The sequence below is a fragment of the Streptomyces sp. NPDC007971 genome (genome assembly GCF_042958635.1).
Taxonomy (GTDB): domain Bacteria; phylum Actinomycetota; class Actinomycetes; order Streptomycetales; family Streptomycetaceae; genus Streptomyces.
In genome coordinates this window covers 111,389-134,124 of sequence record NZ_JBIBJK010000013.1, presented here as the reverse complement: position 1 = coordinate 134,124, position 22,736 = coordinate 111,389, and the positions used below count along the sequence as shown (strand labels likewise).

The following is a 22,736-nucleotide window of genomic DNA, read 5'->3' as shown; positions in this document are numbered from 1 at the left end:
CGCGCCCCCGCCGAGTCCGGACCGAGGCGGGACCGGCAGGAGCGGGTGCCGACCGTCCCCCAGCAGCCGTCAGCGCTCGTCCCGGCGTTCGTAGAGTCCCTCCACGTCCGCCGCGAAGTCCCGCATGATCTGCTCGCGCCGCAGCTTCATCGAGGGAGTGAGGTGCCCCGCCTCCTCGGTGAAGTCCACGGGCAGCACCGCGAAGCGGCGGATGGATTCGGGCCGGGAGACCAGTTTGTTGGCCTCGTCCAGCGCCCGCTGCAGGATCATGTTCAGCTCCGGGTCGCCGACCATGAGTTCCGGCGGCACCGGGTGCCTGCCGTTCATCTGGCGCCAGTGGGTGATGCCGTCGGGGTCGAGGGTGATGAGGGCGGCGACGTAGGGCCGCGCGTCACCGACGAGCATGCACTGGGAGATCAGCGGATGCTGGCGCAGCCAGTTCTCCAGCGGCGCCGGGGCCACCGACTTGCCGCCCGCGGTGATCAGCAGCTCCTTCTTGCGGCCGGTGATGGTCAGATAGCCCTCGTCGTCCAGCTCGCCGAGGTCGCCGGTGGGCAGCCAGCCGTCCCGGGTCGCGGGGACGACTCCGCCCGCCTGCGGGTCCCAGTAGCCGCGCAGCACATGGTCGCCCGAGAGCAGGATCTCGCCGTCCGCGGCGATCCGCACCCGGGTGCCGGGCAGCGGCCAGCCGACGGTGCCGAGGCGGGGCTTGAGCGGCGGGGTCACCGTCGAGGCGGCGGTGGTCTCGGTCAGGCCGTACCCCTCGAAGATCTCGATGCCGGCGCCGGCGTAGAAGGCGGCCATGCGCCGGCCGAGCGGTGAGCCGCCGCAGATGGCGTACTTGACCCTGCCGCCCATGGCGGTGCGGATGCGCCGGTAGACGAGGGGGTCGTAGAAGGAACGGGCCGTCTTCAGGGCGCGGCCGGGGCCGCCGCCGGTGCCGGTCTGCCGGGCCTCCAGCGCCTCCCCGTACCGTACGGCCACCGTGGCCGCCCGGTCGAAGACGGCCACCCGGCCGCCCGACTCCGCCTTGGCACGGGCGGAGTTGAAGATCTTCTCCAGCATGTACGGGATGGTCAGCAGGCAGGTCGGCCTGAAGGCGGCCAGGTCCGGCAGCAGGTCCTCGGCCTTCAGGCTGGGCGCGTGCCCGAGCCGCACCCGGGCCCGCACGCACGCGATCGCCACCATCCGCCCGAAGACGTGGGACATCGGCAGGAAGAGCAGCACCGAGACGTCCTCGCCGGACTTCGCCTTGAAGATCGGGTGGAGCAGTTCGATGGCGTTGTCCACCTCGGCGAAGAAGTTGCCGTGCGAGAGGGCGCAGCCCTTGGGGCGGCCGGTGGTGCCCGAGGTGTAGATCAGGGTCGCGAGGGTGTCGGGGCCGAGCATGCCGCGGCGTACGCCCACTTCGCCGTCCGGCACCGGGGCGCCCAGCTCCGCCAGCCGCTCCACATGCCCCTTCTCCATCACCCACAGATGCCGCAGGTCGGGTATGCGCTCCAGTTCGGGGCCGACGGCGGCGGCCTGCCCGGCGGTCTCCGTGACCAGGGCCACCGCACCGGAGTCGTGCAGGATCCAGCGGGTCTGGAAGACCGAGGAGGTGGGATAGACGGGGACCGTGACCAGGCCGGCCGCCCAGGCGGCGAAGTCGAGGAGCGTCCACTCGTACGTCGTGCGCGCCATCACCGCGATCCGGTCGCCCGGCACCAGTCCCTCGGCGATCAGCCCCTTCGCGACCGCGAGCACCTGCCCGGCGAAGTCCGCCGCCGTCACGTCCGTCCAGCGCCCGTCGGCGAGCCTGCGGCTGAGCACGACGGCCCCGGGGGCCGCCTCGGCGTTGTCGAACGGCAGGTCCGCGAGCGAGCCGTGACGCACGGTCGGCGCGAACGGCGGGACGTACGCCTCCCGTACGGCGCCGTCCAGCCGCCGGACCTCGGGTTCCACGAGGACCGGGACGCCGTCGTAGTCGGTGGGGTGGACTACCTGAGCAGAGGACACGGGCGGCTCCTGGGGCGTGCAGCGGTGACTGCTTGCTGCATGACGTACGTGCCTCGTGCGGCGAGGCGTTCACCGGCGTGGACCGCGAAAGGGGGTTACCGCCAGTTAGGGAGGCGATCGTACGGGGCGGCTGTGGGGGGCTTGTGCGGGTTCGGGGGTGGTCCGGGGCCAGGGGTGTGCAGCCCGGGAAATTCCGTGACATCCCTTCAGCTTCCCGAGGCCACCCGGCCACCCGCCCGGGCTGGAGTCCCGGCCGTGCCCGGGTACGGCGCCGGCACCGAACTCGAAGACGGCGCCCGACCCCTGGAGCGCGAACCGCCCGGCGAGGGCGCCGAGGGTCCGGCGTGAGCATCTTCCGGCCGTCCTCGGTGATGCAGGGGGCACCGGAGCGGGCCAAGGGGATGCGCGCGCCGCCGATCACCGCGACCCGCCGGGCCCGGGGTGGCTCAAGAGGGCTCATCTCGACCTGTTCCTCACCCGCGACGCCTTACCTCCGGTAACCTTACTCCAGAGTAAGCAACTGGGACCGTGGGAGTGGGACATGGCCGACCGCTATCCGAGCTTCTCCGGCACGGCCGGCGGCCAGGCCGTCCGCGTCTGCGGCCAGAGCCTGCGGGGGGTGCGATGACCGCCGTCACGCTGGCCGCCGCCCCCGCGCTGGGCCCGCTGCTGGCCCGTGGCGCCCTGCGCTCCCTCTTCAAGCGGCCTTACCCGCAGGCGGACTTCCCGCGCACCCGGCTGGTACTGCCGGGCCTGCGCGTCGACGTCGCGGGACTGGCCGCCTACGAGCGGGTGTGCGGGTTCGCCGCCGGCACGGCCGACGCCGAGGACGCGCTGCCCGTCACCTACCCGCACGTCCTCGGCTTCCCGCTGGCCATGCGGCTGATGAGCGGCCGGGACTTCCCGCTGCCGCTGCTGGGACTCGTCCACACGTCCATCGAGATCGTCCGCCACACCGACCTGCCCGCCTCCGGCACGTACGAACTCACCGTCCATGTCGACGGCCTCGCCCCGCACCGGCGCGGGACCGAGGCCACCGTGGTGACCGGGCTGCGCTCCGGCGGCGACCTCGTCTGGCAGTCCAGCAGCACCTATCTGGCACGGCATCGCACCGAGGGCGCCACGACACCCGGGGCGCCCTCGGACGACACGGTTCTGCCCACCGTCGCCGAGTGGCGGCCGGCCGGGGACGTGGGACGCCGGTACGGGGCGGCTTCCGGCGACCGCAACCCCATCCATCTGCACCCGTTCACCGCGCGCCTCTTCGGCTTCCCGCGGGCCGTCGCACACGGCATGTGGACCGTGGCCCGCTGCCTGGCCGCCCACGGCACGCCCGGCGCGGCGGTGGTCCGGGCCCGGTTCCGCGCGCCGGTGCTGCTGCCGGGGACGGTGGCGTACGGGGCGGACGGCACCGGCCGATTCTCCCTGCGGGGCCCGGGCGGGAGGCTGCACCTGTCCGGGGAGGTGCTTCCGCTGTCCGGCACGGTTCGGGGCTAGGAGCCGTTGGGGGAGCCGCGCCGCTGCCAAGGGCTTCGCCGTTCGGGGGCCTCGCCGTTGCCGGGTGCGGGTAGTTCGGGGCTGATCGCGCAGTTCCCCGCGCCCCTGGAGCATGCTGCAGCCCGCCCACTCAAAGGGCGCGGGGAACTACGCGGCACACCCTCACCCAGCCGCACCCGGCAACGGCGGAGCACACTGCAGCCCGCCTGCCCAAGGGGCGCGGGGAACTGCGCGGCGCACCCCCACCCAGCCGCACCCGGCAACGGCGAGGCACCCCCCCTGCGGCCTGGGCCTCTGCGACCTAGGTCTCTGCCGGTGGTGGGGTCCACACCCGGCCGCCCATCAGGGCACCCAGGCCGGACCAGGCGAAGTTCATCAGGGTGGCCGCGGCCTGGCGGGCCGTGACGCCGGGGGTGGTGTTGGCCCACACGGCAAGGGCCTCGGCGGCGCCGACCAGCGCCTCGGCCAGCCCGGCCACCTCACGCTCGGGGAGGTCGGGATCGCGGTGCGCCTCCCGGGCCGCGACCACGATCAGCTGGGTGACGAAGGCCACGATCTCCTCGCGCATCGCGGTGACCTCGGCGGCGAAGGTGTCGCCATGGGTGCGGGCCTGCAGGTGCAGCACCGACCAGCCGTCGGGGTGCTCGGCGGTGTGCGCGAAGAACGCGCACAGTCCGTCCCACAGCTGGCGGTCGGCGGGCAGCCCCGGGCTCACGCCGGCGCGGACGGCCGCGGTGAGAGCGTCGGCCTCCCGGCGGATGCAGGCGGTGAAGAGGTCGTCCTTGGAGTTCAGGTACAGGTAGACCAACGGCTTGGAGACACCGGCGAGTTCGGCTATCTCGTCCATCGAGGCGGCCATGTAGCCGCGCTGTCCGAAGATCTGCACGGCGGCATCGAGCATCTGCTGCTCACGCACGGCCCTCGGCATCCGTTTGGTCTTCACGGCACCCATGAGGGCAAGACTAGTTGGGCGCGGCTGCCCCGCCCTGCGTCCGCACGGAGTCGTCCACGGCGTCCTCCTGGCTGCGGTTGGCCTCCAGGTTGGCCTTCATCCGGTCGACCTTGCCGACGATCTGCACGGAGGCCCGGTCCCGCTCCCCCTTCAGCAGCACCCAGCTGAGCGGCGCCGAGAGCACCAGCGCGAGCAGGAGGACCCACAGGAAGTTGGAGTCGCCGAAGCCGCGCGGGAAGATGCCGGAGTAGACGGCACCCCAGACGACGACGAGGCAGCCGGCGAAGACACCGAGGCGCATCAGCGTGTAGCGGAGCATCTCAATCCACTCTTCCGATTCCAAAAGGGGGCATCGTCCAGTGAAGCACGGTGCGGCCCCGATCTTGCAGGCGGGTCAGGCCAGTGGTAGCAGCATGAAGATGTCGTCCCGGTCGTCGCCGGGGGCCACGCGGATCGCACCGGGCACCCGGCCGACCTCCTGGTAGCCGCAGGAGCCGTAGAACCGTTCCAGGCCCTGGCCGCCCCGGCAGGTGAGGCGTATCGCGTCGATGCCCTCGAAGGTGCGGGCCGCGTCGGCGGCGGCGGTCAGCAGCGCGCGGCCGCAGCCCTGGCCCTGGTGCTTGGGGTGGACCATCACCGTGTACAGCCACAGCCAGTGCACCATCAGCCGGTGGGTGTTGAAGGCGAAGAACGCCGTCGCGGCCACCCGCCCGTCCTCGTCGTGCCCGACGAGCAGCCGGGTGTGCCCCTCGGCCATCTGCGCGAAGTGCCGCACCAGCTCCGGCCGGACCTCCTCCCGCGTCACCGGGGGCACGAAGCCCACGGCTCCGCCCGCGTTGGAGACGTCCGTCCACAGGTCGAGGATGCCGTCGCGCAGGGGCCGGTCGACGGTCGGGTCGAGCGTGAAGGTAAGGGGCATGGTGGGATGCTATCCATTACCTACACGCTCGTGCAGCTGCCTTCGCCGGTATGGGGCGGGCCCGGTGCGGGGCGGGAGGGGCCTCAGACTCGCATCGGCTGTGGCGACTCCCGGCGCATCGGGTCCGGGCCGTCGTACTCGCGGATGATCTCGTAGCGGGTGTTGCGCTCCACCGGCCGGAAGCCCGCGTCCCGGATCAGGTCCAGCAGGTCCTCGCGGGTCAGCTTGTTCGGGGTGCCGTAGTTGTCCGCGTCGTGCGTGATCTTGTACTCGACCACCGAGCCGTCCATGTCGTCGGCACCGTGCTGGAGGGCGAGCTGGGCGGTCTGCACGCCGTGCATCACCCAGAAGACCTTCACGTGCGGGACGTTGTCGAACAGCAGACGGGAGACGGCGAACGTCTTCAGGGCCTCGGCGCCGGTCGCCATCTGCGTGCGCGCCTGGAGGCGGTTGCGCACCTTGCCGTCCTTCATGTCCACGAAGTCGTGCTGGTAGCGCAGCGGGATGAAGACCTGGAAGCCGCCGGTCTCGTCCTGCAGCTCACGCAGCCGCAGGACGTGGTCCACGCGGTGGCGGGGCTCCTCGATGTGCCCGTAGAGCATCGTGCAGGGGGTCTTGAGCCCCTTCTCGTGCGCCAGGCGGTGGATGCGGGACCAGTCCTCCCAGTGCGTGCGGTGGTCCACGATGTGCTGGCGGACCTCCCAGTCGAAGATCTCGGCGCCGCCGCCGGTCAGCGACTCCAGACCGGCGTCGATCAGCTCGTCGAGGATCTCCGAGGCCGACAGCCCGGAGATCGTCTCGAAGTGGTGGATCTCGGTCGCCGTGAAGGCCTTCAGCGACACGTTCGGCAGGGCTGCCTTCAGCTCGCGCAGGGAGCGCGGGTAGTACCGCCACGGCAGGTTCGGGTGCAGGCCGTTGACGATGTGCAGCTCGGTGAGGCTCTCCGACTCCATCGCCTTGGCGAGCTTGACGGCCTCCTCGATGCGCATCGTGTACGCGTCCTTCTCGCCCGGCTTGCGCTGGAAGGAGCAGTAGGCGCAGGAGGCCGTGCACACGTTGGTCATGTTCAGGTGCCGGTTGACGTTGAAGTGCACGACGTCACCGTTCTTGCGCGTCCGCACCTCGTGCGCGAGACCGCCCAGCCAGGCCAGGTCGTCCGACTCGTACAGCGCGATGCCGTCCTCGCGGGTCAGCCGCTCACCGGAGCGGACCTTCTCCTCCAGCTCGCGCTTGAGCCCGACGTCCATGCCAACACCTTTCTACGACAGCCCGACCAAACTTACTCCCCCGCCTTCGTGGCGGGCGGAGCCCCCATGCGGCGCTGTCGCGCCTAGACCTCCTCGGGGAGTTCCCCGACCCGGTTCTCCCACTTCGTGGAGAGCACGATGGTGGTGCGGGTCCGGGACACGCCCTTGGTCCCGCTCAGCCGCCGGATGATCCGCTCCAGCCCGTCCACGTCCGTCGCCCGCACCTTGAGCATGTAGGAGTCGTCACCGGCGATGAACCAGCAGTCCTCGATCTCGTTGAGCTCCTTCACCCGCTGGGCCACGTCCTCGTGGTCGGCCGCGTCCGACAGCGAGATGCCGATCAGCGCGGTCACGCCGAGTCCGAGGGAGGCGGCGTTCACGGTGGCGCGGTAGCCGGTGATGACACCGGCCGCCTCCAGCCGGTTGATGCGGTCGGTGACGCTGGGTCCCGACAGGCCGACGAGGCGTCCCAGCTCCGCGTAGGAGGCCCGGCCGTTCTCCCTCAGGGCCTGGATGAGCTGCCTGTCCACCGCGTCCATGCGATCGAAGCCTTCCCCTGGAAAGTTCTGAAAGTTCCCGAAGTGATGAGAGGTACTGCGACGTGCTCGGCTACCGGGCCGCTGAGCCGCTGCCCAGTTCGCCCTTCCAGCGCCGGTACAGCCCGTGCCCGACGCCCGCCGCGTCCAGCACGCGGCCCGCGACGAAGTCCACCAGATGCTGGATGTGGGTCGCGCCGGCGTAGAAGGCGGGTGAGGCCGGCACCACGCTCGCCCCCGCGTCGTCCAGCGCGACGAGGTGCCGCAGGGTCTGGCCGTTCAGGGGGGTCTCCCGTACGGACACGACGAGCGGCCGCCGCTCCTTCAGTGTGACGCTCGCCGCTCGCTGGAGCAGGTCCTTGGACAGGCCGAGGGCGACACCGGCGACACAGGCCGTGGAGGCCGGGACGATGAGCATCCCCCGCGCCGGGTACGACCCCGAGGACGGCCCAGCGGCGAGGTCCCCCGCGCTCCAGTACCGCACGCCGCTGATGTCCACGTCGAAGGTCCCGGGCTTTCCGTCGGCGCCGAGCGCCAGCCATTCCCGCAGGTCCTCCTGCCAGTGCGCGTCCCGGAACGAGATGCCCGTCTCGTCCAGCAGGGTCAGTCGCGAGGCCCGGCTGACGACCAGGTCGACCGCCTCCCCCGCGTCCAGCAGCCCCCGCAGCACGGCCGCCGCATACGGCGTACCGGAAGCTCCGGACACCCCCACGATCCAAGGCGCGCGCTGCGTTTCTCCTGCGTTCACACCTTGAGCGTACCGGCGGCCGAAAAGGTGCTCAGGCCGGGCCCGGCCACGCGCGGTACCGCACCGTACTCAGACCGTCAGACCGCGGACCAGGAGATCGAGCAGGGCGCACACGAACAGGGCAATGCCGATGAATCCGTTGACGCTGAAGAACGCCCTGTTCAGGCGGGAAAGGTCGTGGGGCCGGACGATGCGGTGCTCGTAGACGAAGGCGCCCGCGACGATCACCAGACCGAGCCAGAAGAACGCGCCGGCGTGGGTGAGCAGGCCGTACCAGACGAACAGGGCCGTCGTGACCGTGTGGCAGGCCCGTGCGCCCCAGATCGCCGCCGGGATGCCGAAGCGGGCCGGGACCGACATGACGCCGATCTCGCGGTCGGTCTCGACGTCCTGGCAGGCGTAGATCAGGTCGAAGCCGCCGATCCAGATGCCGACGGCCAGGCCCAGGATCACCGCGTCCCAGGACCAGGAGCCCGAGATGGCGAGCCAGCCGCCGACCGGGCCCATCGCCTGGGCCAGTCCCAGGATGGCCTGCGGGAAGTTCGTGAACCGCTTGCCGTAGGGGTAGACCACCATCGGGATCACCGCGATGGGGGCCAGGGCCAGGCACAGGGGGTTCAGCAGGGCCGCCGCGCCCAGGAAGACCGCCAGCGCGATCAGGGCGCCGGTCCAGGCGTGCTTCACCGACATCGCGCCGGTCACGAGTTCACGGTGGGCCGTGCGGGGGTTGCGGGCGTCGATCTCGCGGTCGATGATCCGGTTCACCGCCATGGCGAAGGTGCGCAGGCCGACCATGCAGACCGTGACCAGCAGCAGGCGGCCCCAGTGGATGTTGTGGTCCCACTGGTACATCGCGGTGAGTGCGGCGATGTAGGCGAAGGGGAGCGCGAAGACCGAGTGCTCGATCATCACCAGGCGCAGGAACGCCTTGGTGCGTCCCGGCCGCGGGAGTGCCGCGGAGGCGCTGCTCACAGGCCGTACTCCTTCCAGCGGCGGTCCACCAGGGCCGCCGTATCCGGGTCGGACTCCACCATGTCCGGCCATCCGCCGTCGCGCGTGTAGCCCTCCTCGGGCCACTTCCTGGTCGCGTCGATGCCCGCCTTGCCGCCCCAGAACTGCTGGTAGGAGGCGTGGTCGAGGTGGTCGACGGGGCCTTCCACGACCGTGAGGTCGCGGGCGTAGTCGGTGTTGCCGAGGGCACGCCAGGCGACCTCGTGCAGGTCGTGGACGTCGCAGTCGGAGTCCACGACCACGATCAGCTTGGTGAGGGACATCATGTGGGCCCCCCAGATCGCGTGCATGACCTTCTGCGCGTGCTTCGGGTACTTCTTGTCGATCGAGACGATCGCACAGTTGTGGAAGCCGCCGGCCTCGGGGAGGTGGTAGTCCACGATGTCCGGGACGATGATCTTCAGCAGCGGGAGGAAGAAGCGCTCCGTGGCGCGGCCGAGGGGGCCGTCCTCCGTGGGCGGCCTGCCCACCACGATCGACTGGAGGAGCGGGCGCTTGCGCATCGTCACGCAGTCGATCTTCAGTGCCGGGAACGGCTCCTGCGGGGTGTAGAAGCCCGTGTGGTCGCCGAAGGGTCCCTCCGGGAGCATCTCGCCGGGCTCCAGCCAGCCCTCCAGGACGACCTCGGCGTTCGCGGGGACCTGGAGCGGGACCGTCTTGCAGTCGACCATCTCGGTGCGCCGGCCCGCGACGAACCCGGCGAAGAGGTACTCGTCGATGTCGCCGGGGAGGGGGGCGGTGGAGGCGTAGGTGACGGCGGGCGGGCAGCCGAAGGCGATGGCGACGGGCAGCCGCTCGCCGCGCCTGGCGGCCACCTGGTAGTGGTTGCGGCTGTCCTTGTGGATCTGCCAGTGCATGCCGATGGTGCGCTTGTCGTGGCGCTGCAGGCGGTACAGGCCCAGGTTGCGGATGCCGGTCTCGGGGTCCTTGGTGTGGGTGAGCCCGAGGTTGAAGAAGGAGCCGCCGTCCTTCGGCCAGGTGAACAGCGCCGGCAGCCGGTCGAGGTCGACGTCGTCCCCGTGCAGCACGACCTCCTGCACCGGGGCTTCCTTGACCTTCTTCGGCGGCACGTGCGCCATCGCGCCCAGCTTGCCGAACGCCTCGCGCACGCCCACGAAGCCGTGCGGCAGCTCGGGCCGCAGCAGCCCGCCGATCTTCTCGGAGATCTCGCCGTACGACTTCAGGCCGAGCGCCTTCAGCAGCCGCCGGTCGGTGCCGAAGACGTTCATGGCGAGGGGCATCGCCGAGCCCTTCACGTTCTCGAAGAGCAGCGCCGGACCGCCGGACTTCTGCACCCGGTCGACGATCTCCCCGACCTCCAGGTAAGGGTCCACCTCGGCCTTGATGCGCTTGAGGTCCCCCTCGCGCTCCAGCGCGCGCAGCAGGGAGCGAAGATCGTCGTAAGCCATGGGGCCAAGTATCGCCGACGGGCCGCTTTGTCCGAGCGCCCACCCCTGCGCGTCCGGGGCTCCGGCCCGTCGCGGAGCGGCTGCGGGATGCGGCGTCCCCCGGGAGGGCACGGCGGCCACCCGATAGCCTGACCCCGTCACCGGGGCCGACTCACACCTTCGGGAGCTCGCACGGCCATGCTCAGGTATCTGCCGACCCTGCTGGTCCTGGCGCTGTGGATCTACGCGTTCGTGGACTGTCTGAACACCCCCGAGGAAGAGGTTCGCCACCTGCCGAAGGTGGTGTGGGTGATCATCGTGCTGGTCTTCGGCTGGGTCCTGGTGGGCCCGATCGCCTGGCTGATCACCGGAAAGGTGCGGCGCGCGCCGGCCGGGGGCACCCCCTCCGGGGGAGGCTCCACGCCCTCCGGGTGGCACCGCACCACCGCCGCGAACTGGGTCGCCCCCGACGACAACCCCGAGTTCCTGAAGTCCCTCGGCAAGAGGGACGACGACACGGACGACCCGAAGAGCGGCTGACCCGTGGAACTCAGACTGCTCGTCACCTTCGAGAAGGTCGCGACGGTGCTCAGCTTCACCCGGGCGGCGGCCGAACTGTCGTACGCGCAGTCCAGTGTGACGAGCCAGATCCGCGCCCTGGAGTCCTCCCTGGGCGTCGAGCTGTTCGACCGGCTCGGCAGCCGCATCCGGCTCACCGGGGCGGGCGAGCGGCTGCTGCCCTACGCCCGGCAGATCATCGAGCTGGCCGAGGAGGCCCGGGCGGCGGTCACCGGCACCGAGGAGCCCTCCGGCACCCTCACCGTGGGCACCATGGAGTCCCTGACCTCCTATCGGCTGCCGCCGCTGCTGGAGTACGTCCACCACCGCCACCCGAAGGTGCGGCTCGCCCTGCGCACCACCATCGGCGACGAGACCCGGCAGGCGCTGCGGCAGGGGACGTACGACGTCGGGTTCCTGATGGAGGAGGAGACCGAGCACCCGGGGCTGCAGAGCGTGGTGCTGGCGGTGGAACCGCTGGCGCTGGTCGCGGCCCCCGGTCACGCGCTCGCCGCGGGGCCCGTGGTCACGGCCGACCTGACCGGGCAGTCCCTGCTGGCCACCGAGCCGGGCTGTGCCTACCGGGACCTGTTCGAGCGGGAGCTGACGGCGCTGAAGCCGGTGGAGTTCATGGAGTTCGGCACGATCGAGGCGACCAAGCGCGCGGCGGCGGCCGGCCTCGGGATCGCGCTGCTGCCCGAGGTGACCGTCGCCGCCGAACTCGCCGCGGGCTCCCTGGTGCGACTCGCCTGGGAGCCCCCGTTCACGCTTCGCACGCAGCTGGCGTGGCGGGCCGGGAAGCGGCTTCCCGCCCATGCCCTGCTGTTCGTGGAGCAGGCGCGGCGGCTCGTGGCCGAGCAAGCGTGACCTTCAGGCTCGCCGTCACGATCAGCGGGACACCGAGCGTCTGGACCAGCCCGATGTGGTGGCCGTACACCGCCCAGTCCATGACCATGGCGACCGCCGGGTAGACGAAGGCGAGGACGGCGATCTTCGCGGTGGGCAGCTGCGCGTAGGCGGCGTACATGAGGACGTACATCACCCCGGTGTGCAGGAGGCCGAGGCCCGCCAGCCAGCCCCAGCCCCAGCCGGTGCCCCGCATCGCGCCGAAGTCGGTGAACGGGAGCAGCAGTGGGATGCCGACCAGGACCTGGACGAGGGCGATCAGGTGCGGGCGCACACCGGTGATCCGCTTGGTGACCAGGGTCGACAGGCCGTACAGGAGCGCGGCGAGCAGGGCCTGGCCGATGCCGGTGAGATAGGCGCCGCCGCCGGTGAAGTCGGCGGGGGTCACCCCGGAGACGAGGATCAGGCCCGCGAAGGCGACGGCGATCCAGCCGACCCGGGCCGCGGTGAGCCGTTCGCGGAACAGCAGGGCCCCCAGGAGGACCACGTAGAAGGGCTGCGTGTGGTAGACCACCGTGGCGACCGAGATGGACGTGTTCCGGTACGACTGGAACAGCAGCACCCAGTTGAAGACGATGAACACCCCGCCGAGGACGGCGAGCGCGAGGGTGCGCGGGGTGAAGCCGTGCTCGCGCAGCCAGCCGCGGGCGGCGACGTAGCCGCCGAGCGCGAGGGCGCCGAACAGGACGCGGAAGAAGACGACGTCGAAGGGCGGGGCGCCGGACTCGACGACGAAGACGCCGAGGGTGCCGGACAGCATCATCGCGGTGGTCAGCTGGGCCGTGCCCTTGTGCTCCGGGTTCATGCCGACGACGCTACGAACCGGCGTGTGCCCTGGTCCACGGGCTGGTGGGGCGTCCTGCCGATGGGCTCATCGGCGGTGCCGATGAGCCCAGGTCCCGGCCCTGCGGCAGGTCCCGGCCCAGTGGCCGGTCTCGGAGCCTGAGGCAGGTTCTGGTCCGGTGGTCCGTCGCGGGTCCTCGGGGCCGGACCGATCCGGCGCGGGTCGTCGTCCTCCAGCGGCTCGACCCCGTTGTGTTCCCCGTGTCCCCCGTTCAACTCTCTCCCCCGCATCAGCGCGCGTACGAGCCGAGGCCCACCAGGCAGTACACGTACTCGTTCACGGCCGCACCGTTGAGGGTGTAGCGGTACGAAAAGGCGTACTGCGTACGGGGGTTGCTGTTGCAGCGGCTCATGTCCGAGCTGAACGGGAAGGTCTGGATCACCTTGTAGTGCGCGTCGGAGGCCGAGCAGGACACCTCCTCGACCCCGCTGACCTCCTGTGCGGTCGTGGAGTTCGGCAGGGTCCCGTTGAGGCAGGTGCCGGACGTGAACGGGCTCGGCTCCGCGCTCGCGCCACCGTAGGGATCACTGCTCCCGTAGGGATCACTGCTCTCGTAGGGATTGCTGCTCCGGTACGGATCGCTGCTCTCGTACGGAGAGCCGGTGGCCGGATCCTGGGTGTACGGGTCGTAGGTGGTGGCGGGCGCGGACGGGGAGTACGAGGAGCCGCCCGCGTAGTCGTCGGACGAACTGTCGCCGACCCCGCCCCTGTTGGTCAGGACCAGCAGCAGCACGATCACGACGGCGACACCGAGCACGCCCAGGCAGGCCACGCCGCCCTTCGCGCCGCCCCGGGCCACGGCGGGCGTGCCCGACGCGGTGACGTGGACCCTTATCAGCAGCTCCCGCTCGCCCGCCCGCAGCCGTAAGAGATCCCCGTCGCGGACGGGCGGGATGCGGACCGGCGGCACCCCGGCCGCCGACGGCAGCCTGAGGACCGTCCCGGAGGCGGCCTGCTGCGGCGTGAGGGAGATGTGGATCTCGGACGACTCGGGCGACGACACCGGCGGCTCCTGGGTGTGAGGATGGGTACCAGTCTGGTGCAGCAGACCACTGTTCTAAAAAATATTTCTAGAAAAGTATTCCAGAATGAGTCGGAAACAACAGCGGGGCGAAGCAACCGTCGAGCAGCTCCTGGACGCCGCGCTGCGCGTGTACGAGGAGGCGGGCGACCAGGGCCTGACGGTCAGCGCCGTCACGAAGGCGAGCGGGGTGAGCCTGGGCAGCCTCTACCACCACTTCGGCAGCATCGACGGCCTGCTGAACGCGCTGCTGATGCGCTGGCTGGAGCGGCTGCTGGGCGAGCTGCTCACGGCCGTGCAGGGCACCCGGACCGCCCACACCGGGATCCGGGCCCTGGTCGGCGCCTATCTGGACTTCCTCCAGAAGCACCCGGTGGCCTCCCGGCTCCTGCACTCCTCCTACGCCGACCGCCAGGGCATGGCCGACGGCAAGCGGCTGCGCGACGCCCAGGAGGCCCGGCTGTCGCCCCTCGCCCAGTGGGCCCGGGCGTACGTCGAGTCCGGTGAACTCGCGCCGCTGCCCGACCCGTTGCTCGAATCGCTCATCCTCGGCCCGGTGGTCGGCGTCTCCCGCCGCTGGCTCTCCGGCATCGACGACGTCGACCTCGACGAGGCGGCGCTGATCCTGCCGGAGAGGATCTGGCGGTCGGTGCGCGCTGATCCGGCCTGAGGCAGCGGCCCACGCACAGCGGCGGGCCGGCACCGCACCCGCGTGAAACGGGTGCGGCACCGGCCCGGGCAGGAGTTGCAGTGCCGGCACGAGCAGAAGAGGCAGTGCCGCTGCGCGTGCGAGCCGGGGATCAGCTCCAGCGCTGCCGCGCGGCGCCCGCGTCGCCGTCGGTGCGGACCTGTCCGCTGATCGCCACCCCGAGGACCCGCCCGGTGGCCTTGTTCTTCAGCCGCCAGCCCGAGGAGTCGTTGATCTCGTACCACTTCTGGTAGTTGCCGCCGTTGCACGCGAGCAGATAGACGTCGCCGTTGGCGTTGCTGTCGAGGCACTTCCCGGTGCCGTGGTGCTTCATGGTGTAGGTGCCGTCGGACTGCTTGTTCTCGTCCCACTTCATGGACGCGCCGGTGGCGGACGTCGTACGCACCTTGTAGTTGAAGTACGCCAGGTACTGGTGGTTCTGCTTGTTCTTCCAGGTGACGGCACTGCTTGCGGCGAATGCCTGGCCCGTACCCGCGAGGGCCAGCACCGGGGCGAGAACGGCTGCGGCGGCGAACGTACCCATCAGGCGTGTCTTCATGAAGTTCCCCCTTCGAAGATCGAATGCCCTGTCCGGCGACGACGAGCCCGGCGCCCCCTCGCCGCAGCACCCCGTGCGCGGCATGCGTGTTCATGGCCCCCGTGGCCGAGTTCACGCAGTGGTGACAGCGGTGTCGACGTACCGGATCGAGCATCAAGGTCGGTGCACGCTACTGCGGCCCGATCTTCGCGTGCAACGCCGTTTCCGCCCGCAACCGCCGCCCGCCGTCCGCCCTTCGACGGCGGAGCCGAGCGGTCAGCGCAGGCGCGACGACGCGAGGATCGACAGCAGGTGGGCCGGGACCATCAGCCAGGTGATCGCGGCCAGGGCGACCAGCGCCCAGCGGGTCACCTCGACGCCGCCGGTGACCGTGTCCCCGGCGGCGGCCACGAGCAGGACCAGGGACGCCTCGATGCCGTTGGTCACCCGGTGGATCCGGAAGGCGGCCGCCAGCCGCCGCACCGTGGCCACGCCCTGCGACCGCGGCCGGGTCGACTCGTCGTCGGCCACCCCGAGTCCGCGCCGGGCCCGGGCCACGTCCACCAGGTCGGTCGAGGCCTTCAGCAGGACGACCCCGAGCGCGGTCGCGATACCGAGCGAGAGCCAGCCGCCGAACCCGTCGTGGGCCGCCCGGAACCCGATCCCCGCCATCAGCGCCGCGTCCGCCAGATACGCCCCCAGCCGGTCCACGTAGATCCCCGTCGCGCTGTTCTGCCCCTTCCAGCGCGCGACTTCGCCGTCCACGCAGTCGAAGAGCAGGAACAGCTGCATGAGGACGACGGCCAGCACGGCACCCGTGGGACCGGGCACCAGGAGGGCCGCACCGGAGGCGATGCCGCACCCGACCATCGTCCAGGTCAGCTGGTCCGGCGTGACGGGCGTACGCACCAGCTGCCGGGTGCACCGCAGCGAGATCCTGCGCATGTACAGCCGCCCCGCCCAGTGCTCCCCGTTGCGGCTCGCCAGCTTGGCATGCGGCTGGCAGACCTCCCGCAGGTCCTGAAGAACCGGGGCAGCGACCATGGGCGTTTCCCTCCCGCGCGATGTGATCGGGCCAGGGTACCGACGCGGTCCGGACCGCCCGCACGGGGGCGCGGCACGTTGCTCCGGGGCCCTCGCCGGGGGACAGTGAGGGTATGGATCAGGCACTGGCCCGCGCCTGGCTCGCCACCGCCGTCGCCGAGGCCCGCGGCGGGCTCGCCGAGGGTGGCATCCCGATCGGGGCCGCCCTCTACGGTGCCGACGGCGCGCTGCTGGGGCGCGGCCGCAACCGCCGCGTCCAGGACGGCGACCCCTCGGCGCACGCGGAGACCGCCGCGTTCCGCGCGGCGGGACGGCGGCGCAGCTATCGCGGCACGACCATGGTGACCACCCTCTCCCCCTGCTGGTACTGCAGCGGTCTGGTCCGCCAGTTCGGGATCTCGCGGGTGGTGGTCGGCGAGGCGGCCACCTTCCGCGGCGGGCAGGACTGGCTCGCCGCCCACGGCGTGGAGATCGTGCTCCTGGACGACCCCGGGTGCGCCGGCCTGATGCATGCCTTCATCCGCGACAACCCGGCTCTGTGGAACGAGGACATCGGTGAGTAGCACGAGCATTCCGACCATCGATCTCGGGCCCTGGCTGGAGGGCGGCGCCGAGGCCCGCGCCGCCCTCGCCCGCACCGTCGACGAGGCCCTGCGCCGCGCCGGATTCCTGCTCGTCACCGGGCACGGCGTCGACCCGGGGCTGCGCGCCCGGATCCGTGCGGCCGCCCGGGACTTCTTCCTGCTGCCCGAGGAGGTCAAGCGGCGCTACGGGGCGAGGGTGGGAGGGCGCGGGTGGCTGGGGCCGGGCGCCGAGGCCAACGGGTACGCGGAGGGCACCGAGACGCCGCCCGACCTCAAGGAGTCGCTGACCTTCGCCACGCACGAACCCTTCGACGACCCGGTCGTCAACGCCGAGTGGTACGGGCCCAACGTGTGGCCGGCGGAGGTTCCCGCGCTGCGCCCGCTGTGCGAGGAGTACCTCGCGAGGATGGCCGCGCTGGAGAAGGAGCTGCTGACCCTCCTCGGGTACGCCCTCGGCCTCGAACCCGACTTCTTCTCCCGGCACATGGACCACCCGACGTACGGCTTCAACATCAACTGGTACCCGGGGACCGAGGTCGTCGGCGAGCCGGCGCCCGGGCAGTTCCGGATCGGCCCGCACACCGACTTCGGGACCGTCACCGTCCTGGACCGGCAGGCGGGCAAGGGCGGCCTGCAGGTGTACACGGACCCTGCGGACGGAGGTGACGGGTGGCGGGACGCGCCCTTCGACCCGGCCGCCCTCACCGTCAACATCGGGGATCTGATGGCCCGTTGGACCGGGGACCGGTGGCGGTCGGGCCGCCACCGGGTGCTGCCGCCGCCCTCCGACGCGCCCGCCGAGGAGCTGATGTCCCTCGTGTACTTCGGCGAGTGCACCCCGGGCACCCTGGTGGAGTCCGTGCCGGCGCCGGTGGGCAGGGTGGCGTACCCGCCCGTCGACTCGCACGTCTACCTGCGGGAGAAGCTCGACTCGATCACCGTCGGTTAATCAGTTCCGCGTTCGGTCCGCCACCCGTTCCGTTGAAATGCTCCGGGCGGGCATGTCCCGGCCGCGTCCGACGGGATTGCCCTTGGAAGGGGGCCCGCCATCGGGGGCCCCTTTCTGCGATCGGAGACGCGTGCGAATCACTGACATCCAGCGTTGCGAGGTACGACCGGGACGGCTCGTCGAATGGACGCTGAGTCCGGCGACCGTCGCGGCGGCGGCCGGGCTGCCGGAGGACTCCCGGCCACCCGCGTACATCCAGGAGGCGCACATCAGGACCGCCAGGTCCGTGCGCGACGGCGGGCTGTTCGTGCCGACCTGGCTGGGTACCGCCTTCGACCTCCCGGGCCCCGCCGACCTCGGTGTGCTCCAGGAGGCCCTGCGCGCCTGGACGGTGCGGCACGAGACGCTGCGCAGCGGCTTCCGCTGGGCGGGCGGGGAGGAGGACCGGCTGCACCGGTTCACGCTGGACGCCGGTGATGTCCACCTGCACCAGGAGACCGTCGGCGACTTCGTCGACGCCGCCTCCCTGGCCGGGCGGCTCCAGGACCGTTTCGACGCCGTCGCGGACGCCCTGCGCTGGCCGAACCTGATCTACTCGGCGGTCGTACGGCCCGACTCGACCAGCGTGTACATGGCCTTCGACCACAGCAACGTGGACGCCTACTCCCTGCACGGCATCCCCGCCGAGATCCACGAGCTGTACACGGCGGGCCTCCAGGGGCGACCGGCCGTGGTGCGGACCCCGCCCGCCAGTTACGTCGACTTCTGCGAGCTGGAGCGGTCGGACGCGGACCGCCTCGACGACCGTCACGACATCGTGGCCCGCTGGCGGGAGTTCATCCGGCGGTGCGGCGGGACGCTGCCCGGCTTCCCGGTCGGCCTGGGCATCGAACCGGGCGGCCCGCTGCCGCGGCAGTCGATGATCTGCGAGCCGCTCGTGGACGCGGATGCGGCAGCCGCGTTCGAGGCGTACTGCCGGCCGTACGGCGGCAGCCTGGTGGGGCTGCTGGCAGCGACCGGCCTGATCGTCCACGAACTCGGCGGGCAGTCCGTGTACCGGACGGTGGTGCCGTTCCACACCCGGCTGAAGTCACGGTGGTCCGGGTCCGTGGGCTGGTTCGTGGGCGGTGCACCGATCGAGGTGCCGGTGGCCCGCACCCCCGATCTGCCGAGCGCCCTGCGGGCCGTGCGCGCCGAACTGCAGGCGAACAGGCCCCTCGCCCGGATGCCGCTCGCCCGGGTACTGAGCCTGCTCGGCGCGGACTTCCGGCCGGTCTCGCCCGACCTGTACTCCATCGTCTCGTTCGTGGACGCCCGCGGCATCCCCGGCGCCGGGCAGTGGGCCGGGCAGAAGGCGTACGGACTGCTGCGGGTGTCGTACGGGGACCAGGTGTGCGTGTGGGTCAACCGGCTGCACGACGGCCTGTGGCTGGCGAGCCGGCACCCCGACACCGACACGGCGGCGAAGAACATGCGGCTGTACGTCGAGCGACTGCGGGATCTGGTCCTTTCGCCGCATACGTGACCCGGGCAATTTCGTAACCCAACGGACATCACTGACTCTGGTCCGGAGCAACTCCCCCTTCTTACACTGCTGTTGAGGGGGAGATGCGGTGCACAGACGGTTGCACGGGCGCGCAGCGCTGTTCGACGTCGATCCGGCCGGTCTCGCGCCGCGCCTCGTGGGCCTGCGCCCCCACCAGCATCGCGGTCATCCGTTCGAGCACCCGGGCGAACTGCCCTTCGTGGTGCTCACGGGCGCCCGCGGCCTGGGCAAGAGCGCGGTGCTCACCGAGCTACGGGACGCCTACAAGGGCCACACGCCGGTCGCGCTGGTCGACTGCGACGAGGAGCAGTTCGCAGGGCCGCCCGAGGGACGGCCGGCCGAGTCGTGGTCGCCGGTGGCCCAGGCACTGCTGGTGATCGCCGAGCAGCTGGCGGAGCCGGTGACGGGGGCCGGGCGGATCACCTTTCCGCGGCTGATGTCGGGCCTGGTGGCGGTGGCCGCGGGCGGCTGGGGCGACGCCGACTCGGAGCGGATCCGCCGGGAGGTCGAGCGGATCCTGCTGCTGAACGAGAGCGGCTCGTGGATCAGCGGGTTCGCGGGGCGCTGGGCCGGAAAGGTGGCGGCGAAGGTGGTCGCCGCGGCCACCGGCACCGGGCCGCTGGTGTCGGGCGCGATCGAGGCGACCCTGGAGTCCGTCGCCGAGGGCTTCACCAGCCGCCGGCACCACAAGGCGTCGGTGTGGTACCGGACGTACCCGAACGCGGGCGGCCACGCCCAGCGCGGACTCATCCTGCTGTCCGGGCACTTCCGGGCGGGCGGCACCTCCCGCGACCACGCGGAGCGGTATCTGGTGCGGGCGCTGCTGGCCGATCTGACGGAGGCGTACACCGGGGTGCTGCCGCGCATGCAGCGCCTCGGCCGGCCGCTGGTGCTCCTCGACAACACCCAGTCCTCCCCCGGCCCCGGACTTGTGGAGGCCGTGCTGCGCGACCGCGCCGAGGGCGTCGCGGACCAGGTGGCGTTCATCGCGGCCCGGCGCGGTGAGGGCCGCGAGGAACTGCGCAACGCGGTGCGGCGGGAGCTGCCCGAGGTGGCCCGGCGCAGCGACTGGACCCCCGACGCGGCCCCCTCCTCGCGGGCGCTGCTGGTCGCGCTGCCCGCGCTGAGCCCGGACGACACCCTGCACATCATCGGCGCCGTCTGCGAGGACACCCCCGTCCCGCCCCAACTGCCGCACGCCACTCACCGGTTGACGGCGGGCAACCCCCTGGGCATCGTCCTGCTCGCCGAGTCCGCCGCGCAGAACCTGCCGGAGTCGGCCTCGCTCGGCGAACTGCTCACCGCGGACGTGCGGCCCGCCGAGGACCAGCCCGCCGTGCCCGCCTACCGGGCGCTGCTGGACCGGCTGGTGCCCGCCGAGCACCTGGACGAGCTGACCGTGCTGGCCGCCGCCCACGACCACGACTCGGCCTGCGCGCTGGCCGCGGCCCTGCTGCCGGACACCTTCGGCCCGGCGGACGTACGGGCCCTGCAGATGCGGCTGGCCGGGGAGGGGCTGGCGACCGTGCCGGGCCAGTTCGTCGGCGACCCCTTCGTCCGCACCCTGCTGCTGCTCCGGCTGCACCTGCGGGACGCCGACCACGCGTCCTGGCGCACCGCTCACGAGACGCTGATCGCGCACTACCCGGACCCGGAGCACGCCCGCTACCGGCTCCACCACGAACTCGCCCTCGGCATAACGGAGTCGGCGGTCGCCCATCTGCGCGACACCTTCCCCACCCTGGGGACCGGCACCTGGCTGCGCACCCTGCGCTTCGTCGCGTCCGCGCCGTACTTCCACGCGCACGACGACGAGGGCCGCGACTTCGGCGGCCGGAGCGACCGGCGCACCGCGGTCGCGCTCGGGCACACGGACGCCGGCCGGCAGCCGCCGGACGGCGTGGACGCCGTACTGCACCTGCGCATACAGCGGTTGCTGCAGGCGGTGTGGCAGCTCACCGACCCGCTGGCGCTGCCCGACGCGACGGTGGGCCAGCGGCTCCGCTTCGAGCTGGAGCAGCTGTCCAACCTGCGGCCCGCGGGCAACGCGCTGCTGTGGCGGGCCTCCCGGGACTGGCCGGCGGCGGCGCTCGCCGGGCGCCCGTTGGAAGACCCCGAGGATGCGGACGACGACCCGGACGACCACAGCGGGGAGGCATGATGGCACGCAGAGGCGCGGGCGCATGGGTGCGCGAGAGCGTGTGGGAGATCCCGCTGCGCCGCTACCTGGCCCTGCTGGTCACGGCGGCCCTGATCGCGGGGCTGGTGTTCGGGGTGCGGGCGCTCACCCACGTGAACCGTTCCTGCGCGCCCGGGGTGGCCCGGCCGCCGGACAGCACTCAGTGCGTGGGCGTGGCGACGGGGCCGTACGACTTCGGCCACACCCAGCTGCGGGACGTCGTCGGCGCGATCGCGCGGGAGAACGACCGGCTCAAGCCGGGCACCTGGGTGACGGTGGCGCTGATGCTGCCGTACTCGTCCACCTCCCGCACCAGCCTGAACGACATCCAGCACCAGCTGCAGGGCGCCTACATGGCGCAGTACCAGGCCAACCACGACTCCAACGGGCAGGCGCCCGCGATCCGGCTGGTGCTCGCCAACCCGGGCGCGACCGGGGACCACTGGCAGCAGACCGTGGACCAGCTGGTGCGGATGACGGCGGGTGCGGACCGGCTGCGGGCCGTGGCGGGCATCGGGCAGAGCACCGACAACAACAAGAAGGCCGTCGGGGCACTGACCCGGCACGGCATCCCGGTGGTCGGCTCCTCGATCACCGCCGACGACCTGGCCAACGGGCAGGGCGGCAAGGACCCCTATCCGGGGCTCGCCCGGGTCTCGCCGACCAACACCGACGAGGCCCGCGCGCTGGCCTCGTTCGCCCGGGTGAGCGCGGGCAAGGCGCTGCTGGTGTACGACAGGCCGGGCGACCCGTACACGCGCACGCTGCAGAAGTCGTTCGCGGCGCTGATCAAGGGCTCGCCGTACGAGCCGCAGCCGTTCACGCCGCCCGCGGACCGCAGCGAGGAGGGGACCACCGCGAACACCTTCCGGCAGATCACGCATCTGGTGTGCGACACCTCCCGGGAGACGGACACGATCCTGTTCGCGGGGCGGCACACGCAGCTGCGGCAGTTCATCAACGCACTGGGCGCACGCGGCTGCCAGGACCGGGCGTTCACCGTGCTGACCGGTGACGAGGCCTCGTACCTGACCCACGAGAGCGACCTGGACCGTTCCGCCCTGCGCCACCGTCTCTCCGTGCGCTACACCTCCCTGGCCCACCCGGACGCATGGACGAAGGACCCCGCGAGGACGGGCGGCACGGCGGCGGACTTCGACGCGCTGCACAAGCTGCTGACCGCCGCCGAGCGCGGGCCGGCCGGGCCGATCGGTCCGGCCGCCCTGGACGACGGCCAGCTGATCATCGGCTACGACGCACTGCAGCTGGCGGTGCACGGCATCCGCGAGGCGGTGCCGGACGGGAAGAACTTCCCGGCGCTCGCGGACGTCGGCCTGCAGTGGCCACAGGTCAAGGGCTCGCTGCGGGTCGGCGGGGCGAGCGGCTGGATCTGCCTGGACGTGCACGGCAATCCGTACGACAAGGCCGTACCGATCGTGGAGCTGACTCCCGAAGGCGGCTCGCGGTTCGTGAAGATCGCCTGGCCGGAGGGAAAGCCACCGTCGAAGGAGTGCCTGCCGCCGTCCTAGGGACCGCGCTCCCGGGAACCGGTCCGCCGTCCTGGGGGGGGCGGTCCCCGGCCG

Annotated in this window: 22 protein-coding genes and 1 pseudogene; 10 read left to right on the top strand and 13 right to left on the bottom strand. The window is 71.8% G+C overall.

Going from position 1 to position 22,736, the window contains the following annotated elements; genetic code table 11:
* Positions 1–69: 69 nt before the first annotated feature.
* Positions 70–1,998, bottom strand: a complete 1,929-nt coding sequence (locus ACFZCP_RS27025; RefSeq protein WP_391431198.1) for an AMP-binding protein — start codon at positions 1,996–1,998, stop codon at positions 70–72.
* A gap of 195 nt (positions 1,999–2,193) precedes the next feature.
* Between ACFZCP_RS27025 and ACFZCP_RS27020 the strand changes: the two genes are divergently transcribed.
* Positions 2,194–2,346 (top strand): hypothetical protein, encoded by a 153-nt coding sequence (locus ACFZCP_RS27020; RefSeq protein WP_391431194.1) that lies wholly within the window; start codon positions 2,194–2,196, stop codon positions 2,344–2,346.
* A gap of 276 nt (positions 2,347–2,622) precedes the next feature.
* Positions 2,623–3,495, top strand: coding sequence for a MaoC/PaaZ C-terminal domain-containing protein (locus tag ACFZCP_RS27015; protein ID WP_391431190.1), 873 nt, complete (start codon positions 2,623–2,625; stop codon positions 3,493–3,495).
* Positions 3,496–3,796: 301 nt separating this feature from the next.
* On the opposite strand, the gene ACFZCP_RS27010 is transcribed toward ACFZCP_RS27015, so the two are convergent.
* From ACFZCP_RS27010 to ACFZCP_RS26975, 8 genes are all read right to left on the bottom strand, one after another.
* Positions 3,797–4,447 (bottom strand): TetR family transcriptional regulator, encoded by a 651-nt coding sequence (locus ACFZCP_RS27010; protein WP_391431187.1) that lies wholly within the window; start codon positions 4,445–4,447, stop codon positions 3,797–3,799.
* 10 nt (positions 4,448–4,457) lie between these two features.
* The gene (locus ACFZCP_RS27005; protein ID WP_362689575.1) at positions 4,458–4,766 is read right to left on the bottom strand and encodes a DUF4229 domain-containing protein; all 309 of its coding nucleotides are present in this window, start codon (positions 4,764–4,766) and stop codon (positions 4,458–4,460) included.
* Between the two features lie 75 nt (positions 4,767–4,841).
* Entirely contained in the window at positions 4,842–5,366 is a 525-nt protein-coding gene (locus tag ACFZCP_RS27000; protein ID WP_391431182.1) for a GNAT family N-acetyltransferase, read from the bottom strand.
* An 83-nt stretch (positions 5,367–5,449) separates the two neighbouring features.
* The gene (gene mqnE, locus ACFZCP_RS26995) at positions 5,450–6,613 is read right to left on the bottom strand and encodes an aminofutalosine synthase MqnE (RefSeq protein WP_362689569.1); all 1,164 of its coding nucleotides are present in this window, start codon (positions 6,611–6,613) and stop codon (positions 5,450–5,452) included.
* An 83-nt stretch (positions 6,614–6,696) separates the two neighbouring features.
* Entirely contained in the window at positions 6,697–7,152 is a 456-nt protein-coding gene (locus ACFZCP_RS26990; RefSeq protein ID WP_362689566.1) for an Lrp/AsnC family transcriptional regulator, read from the bottom strand.
* 70 nt (positions 7,153–7,222) lie between these two features.
* A complete protein-coding gene (locus ACFZCP_RS26985; protein WP_362689563.1) occupies positions 7,223–7,897 on the bottom strand; it encodes a UbiX family flavin prenyltransferase in 675 nt (224 codons plus the stop codon).
* A gap of 69 nt (positions 7,898–7,966) precedes the next feature.
* Positions 7,967–8,869, bottom strand: a complete 903-nt coding sequence (mqnP, locus tag ACFZCP_RS26980; RefSeq protein WP_391431176.1) for a menaquinone biosynthesis prenyltransferase MqnP — start codon at positions 8,867–8,869, stop codon at positions 7,967–7,969.
* Positions 8,866–10,317, bottom strand: coding sequence for a menaquinone biosynthesis decarboxylase (locus ACFZCP_RS26975; RefSeq protein WP_391431173.1), 1,452 nt, complete (start codon positions 10,315–10,317; stop codon positions 8,866–8,868). Before ACFZCP_RS26975 ends, mqnP begins: the two co-directional genes overlap by 4 nt.
* A gap of 177 nt (positions 10,318–10,494) precedes the next feature.
* Between ACFZCP_RS26975 and ACFZCP_RS26970 the strand changes: the two are divergent.
* Both ACFZCP_RS26970 and ACFZCP_RS26965 read left to right on the top strand, forming a co-directional pair.
* A pseudogene (locus ACFZCP_RS26970) lies at positions 10,495–10,809 on the top strand (PLD nuclease N-terminal domain-containing protein); the annotation flags it as partial.
* Positions 10,810–10,839: 30 nt separating this feature from the next.
* Positions 10,840–11,721 (top strand): LysR substrate-binding domain-containing protein, encoded by an 882-nt coding sequence (locus tag ACFZCP_RS26965; protein ID WP_391431169.1) that lies wholly within the window; start codon positions 10,840–10,842, stop codon positions 11,719–11,721.
* Here ACFZCP_RS26965 and ACFZCP_RS26960 read toward each other — a convergent pair.
* Both ACFZCP_RS26960 and ACFZCP_RS26955 read right to left on the bottom strand, forming a co-directional pair.
* Positions 11,618–12,565, bottom strand: a complete 948-nt coding sequence (locus tag ACFZCP_RS26960) for a DMT family transporter (protein WP_362689551.1) — start codon at positions 12,563–12,565, stop codon at positions 11,618–11,620. The genes ACFZCP_RS26965 and ACFZCP_RS26960 overlap by 104 nt on opposite strands.
* Positions 12,566–12,833: 268 nt before the next feature.
* The gene (locus ACFZCP_RS26955; protein WP_391431162.1) at positions 12,834–13,607 is read right to left on the bottom strand and encodes a hypothetical protein; all 774 of its coding nucleotides are present in this window, start codon (positions 13,605–13,607) and stop codon (positions 12,834–12,836) included.
* 85 nt (positions 13,608–13,692) lie between these two features.
* On the opposite strand from ACFZCP_RS26955, the gene ACFZCP_RS26950 reads away from it, so the two are divergent.
* Positions 13,693–14,295 (top strand): TetR family transcriptional regulator, encoded by a 603-nt coding sequence (locus ACFZCP_RS26950; RefSeq protein WP_391431159.1) that lies wholly within the window; start codon positions 13,693–13,695, stop codon positions 14,293–14,295.
* Between the two features lie 130 nt (positions 14,296–14,425).
* Here ACFZCP_RS26950 and ACFZCP_RS26945 read toward each other — a convergent pair whose 3' ends face one another.
* Complete coding sequence (locus ACFZCP_RS26945; RefSeq protein WP_391431156.1) at positions 14,426–14,872, bottom strand: RICIN domain-containing protein; 447 nt, start codon at positions 14,870–14,872, stop codon at positions 14,426–14,428.
* 255 nt (positions 14,873–15,127) lie between these two features.
* Positions 15,128–15,895 (bottom strand): CDP-alcohol phosphatidyltransferase family protein, encoded by a 768-nt coding sequence (locus ACFZCP_RS26940; RefSeq protein WP_391431153.1) that lies wholly within the window; start codon positions 15,893–15,895, stop codon positions 15,128–15,130.
* A gap of 113 nt (positions 15,896–16,008) precedes the next feature.
* On the opposite strand from ACFZCP_RS26940, the gene ACFZCP_RS26935 reads away from it, so the two are divergent.
* From ACFZCP_RS26935 to ACFZCP_RS26915, 5 genes are all read left to right on the top strand, one after another.
* A complete protein-coding gene (locus tag ACFZCP_RS26935) occupies positions 16,009–16,458 on the top strand; it encodes a nucleoside deaminase (protein WP_362689533.1) in 450 nt (149 codons plus the stop codon).
* Positions 16,406–17,428, top strand: coding sequence for a 2-oxoglutarate and iron-dependent oxygenase domain-containing protein (locus ACFZCP_RS26930; protein WP_391431147.1), 1,023 nt, complete (start codon positions 16,406–16,408; stop codon positions 17,426–17,428). Before ACFZCP_RS26935 ends, ACFZCP_RS26930 begins: the two co-directional genes overlap by 53 nt.
* Before the next feature lie 130 nt (positions 17,429–17,558).
* Entirely contained in the window at positions 17,559–18,953 is a 1,395-nt protein-coding gene (locus ACFZCP_RS26925) for a condensation domain-containing protein (protein ID WP_391431144.1), read from the top strand.
* 88 nt (positions 18,954–19,041) lie between these two features.
* Positions 19,042–21,135, top strand: coding sequence for a hypothetical protein (locus ACFZCP_RS26920; protein WP_391431139.1), 2,094 nt, complete (start codon positions 19,042–19,044; stop codon positions 21,133–21,135).
* Positions 21,135–22,682 carry a hypothetical protein gene (locus ACFZCP_RS26915; protein ID WP_391431583.1) on the top strand — a complete coding sequence of 516 codons (1,548 nt, stop codon included), beginning with the start codon at positions 21,135–21,137 and terminating at the stop codon, positions 22,680–22,682. The genes ACFZCP_RS26920 and ACFZCP_RS26915 overlap by 1 nt, the downstream gene beginning before the upstream one ends.
* Positions 22,683–22,736: the final 54 nt, after the last annotated feature.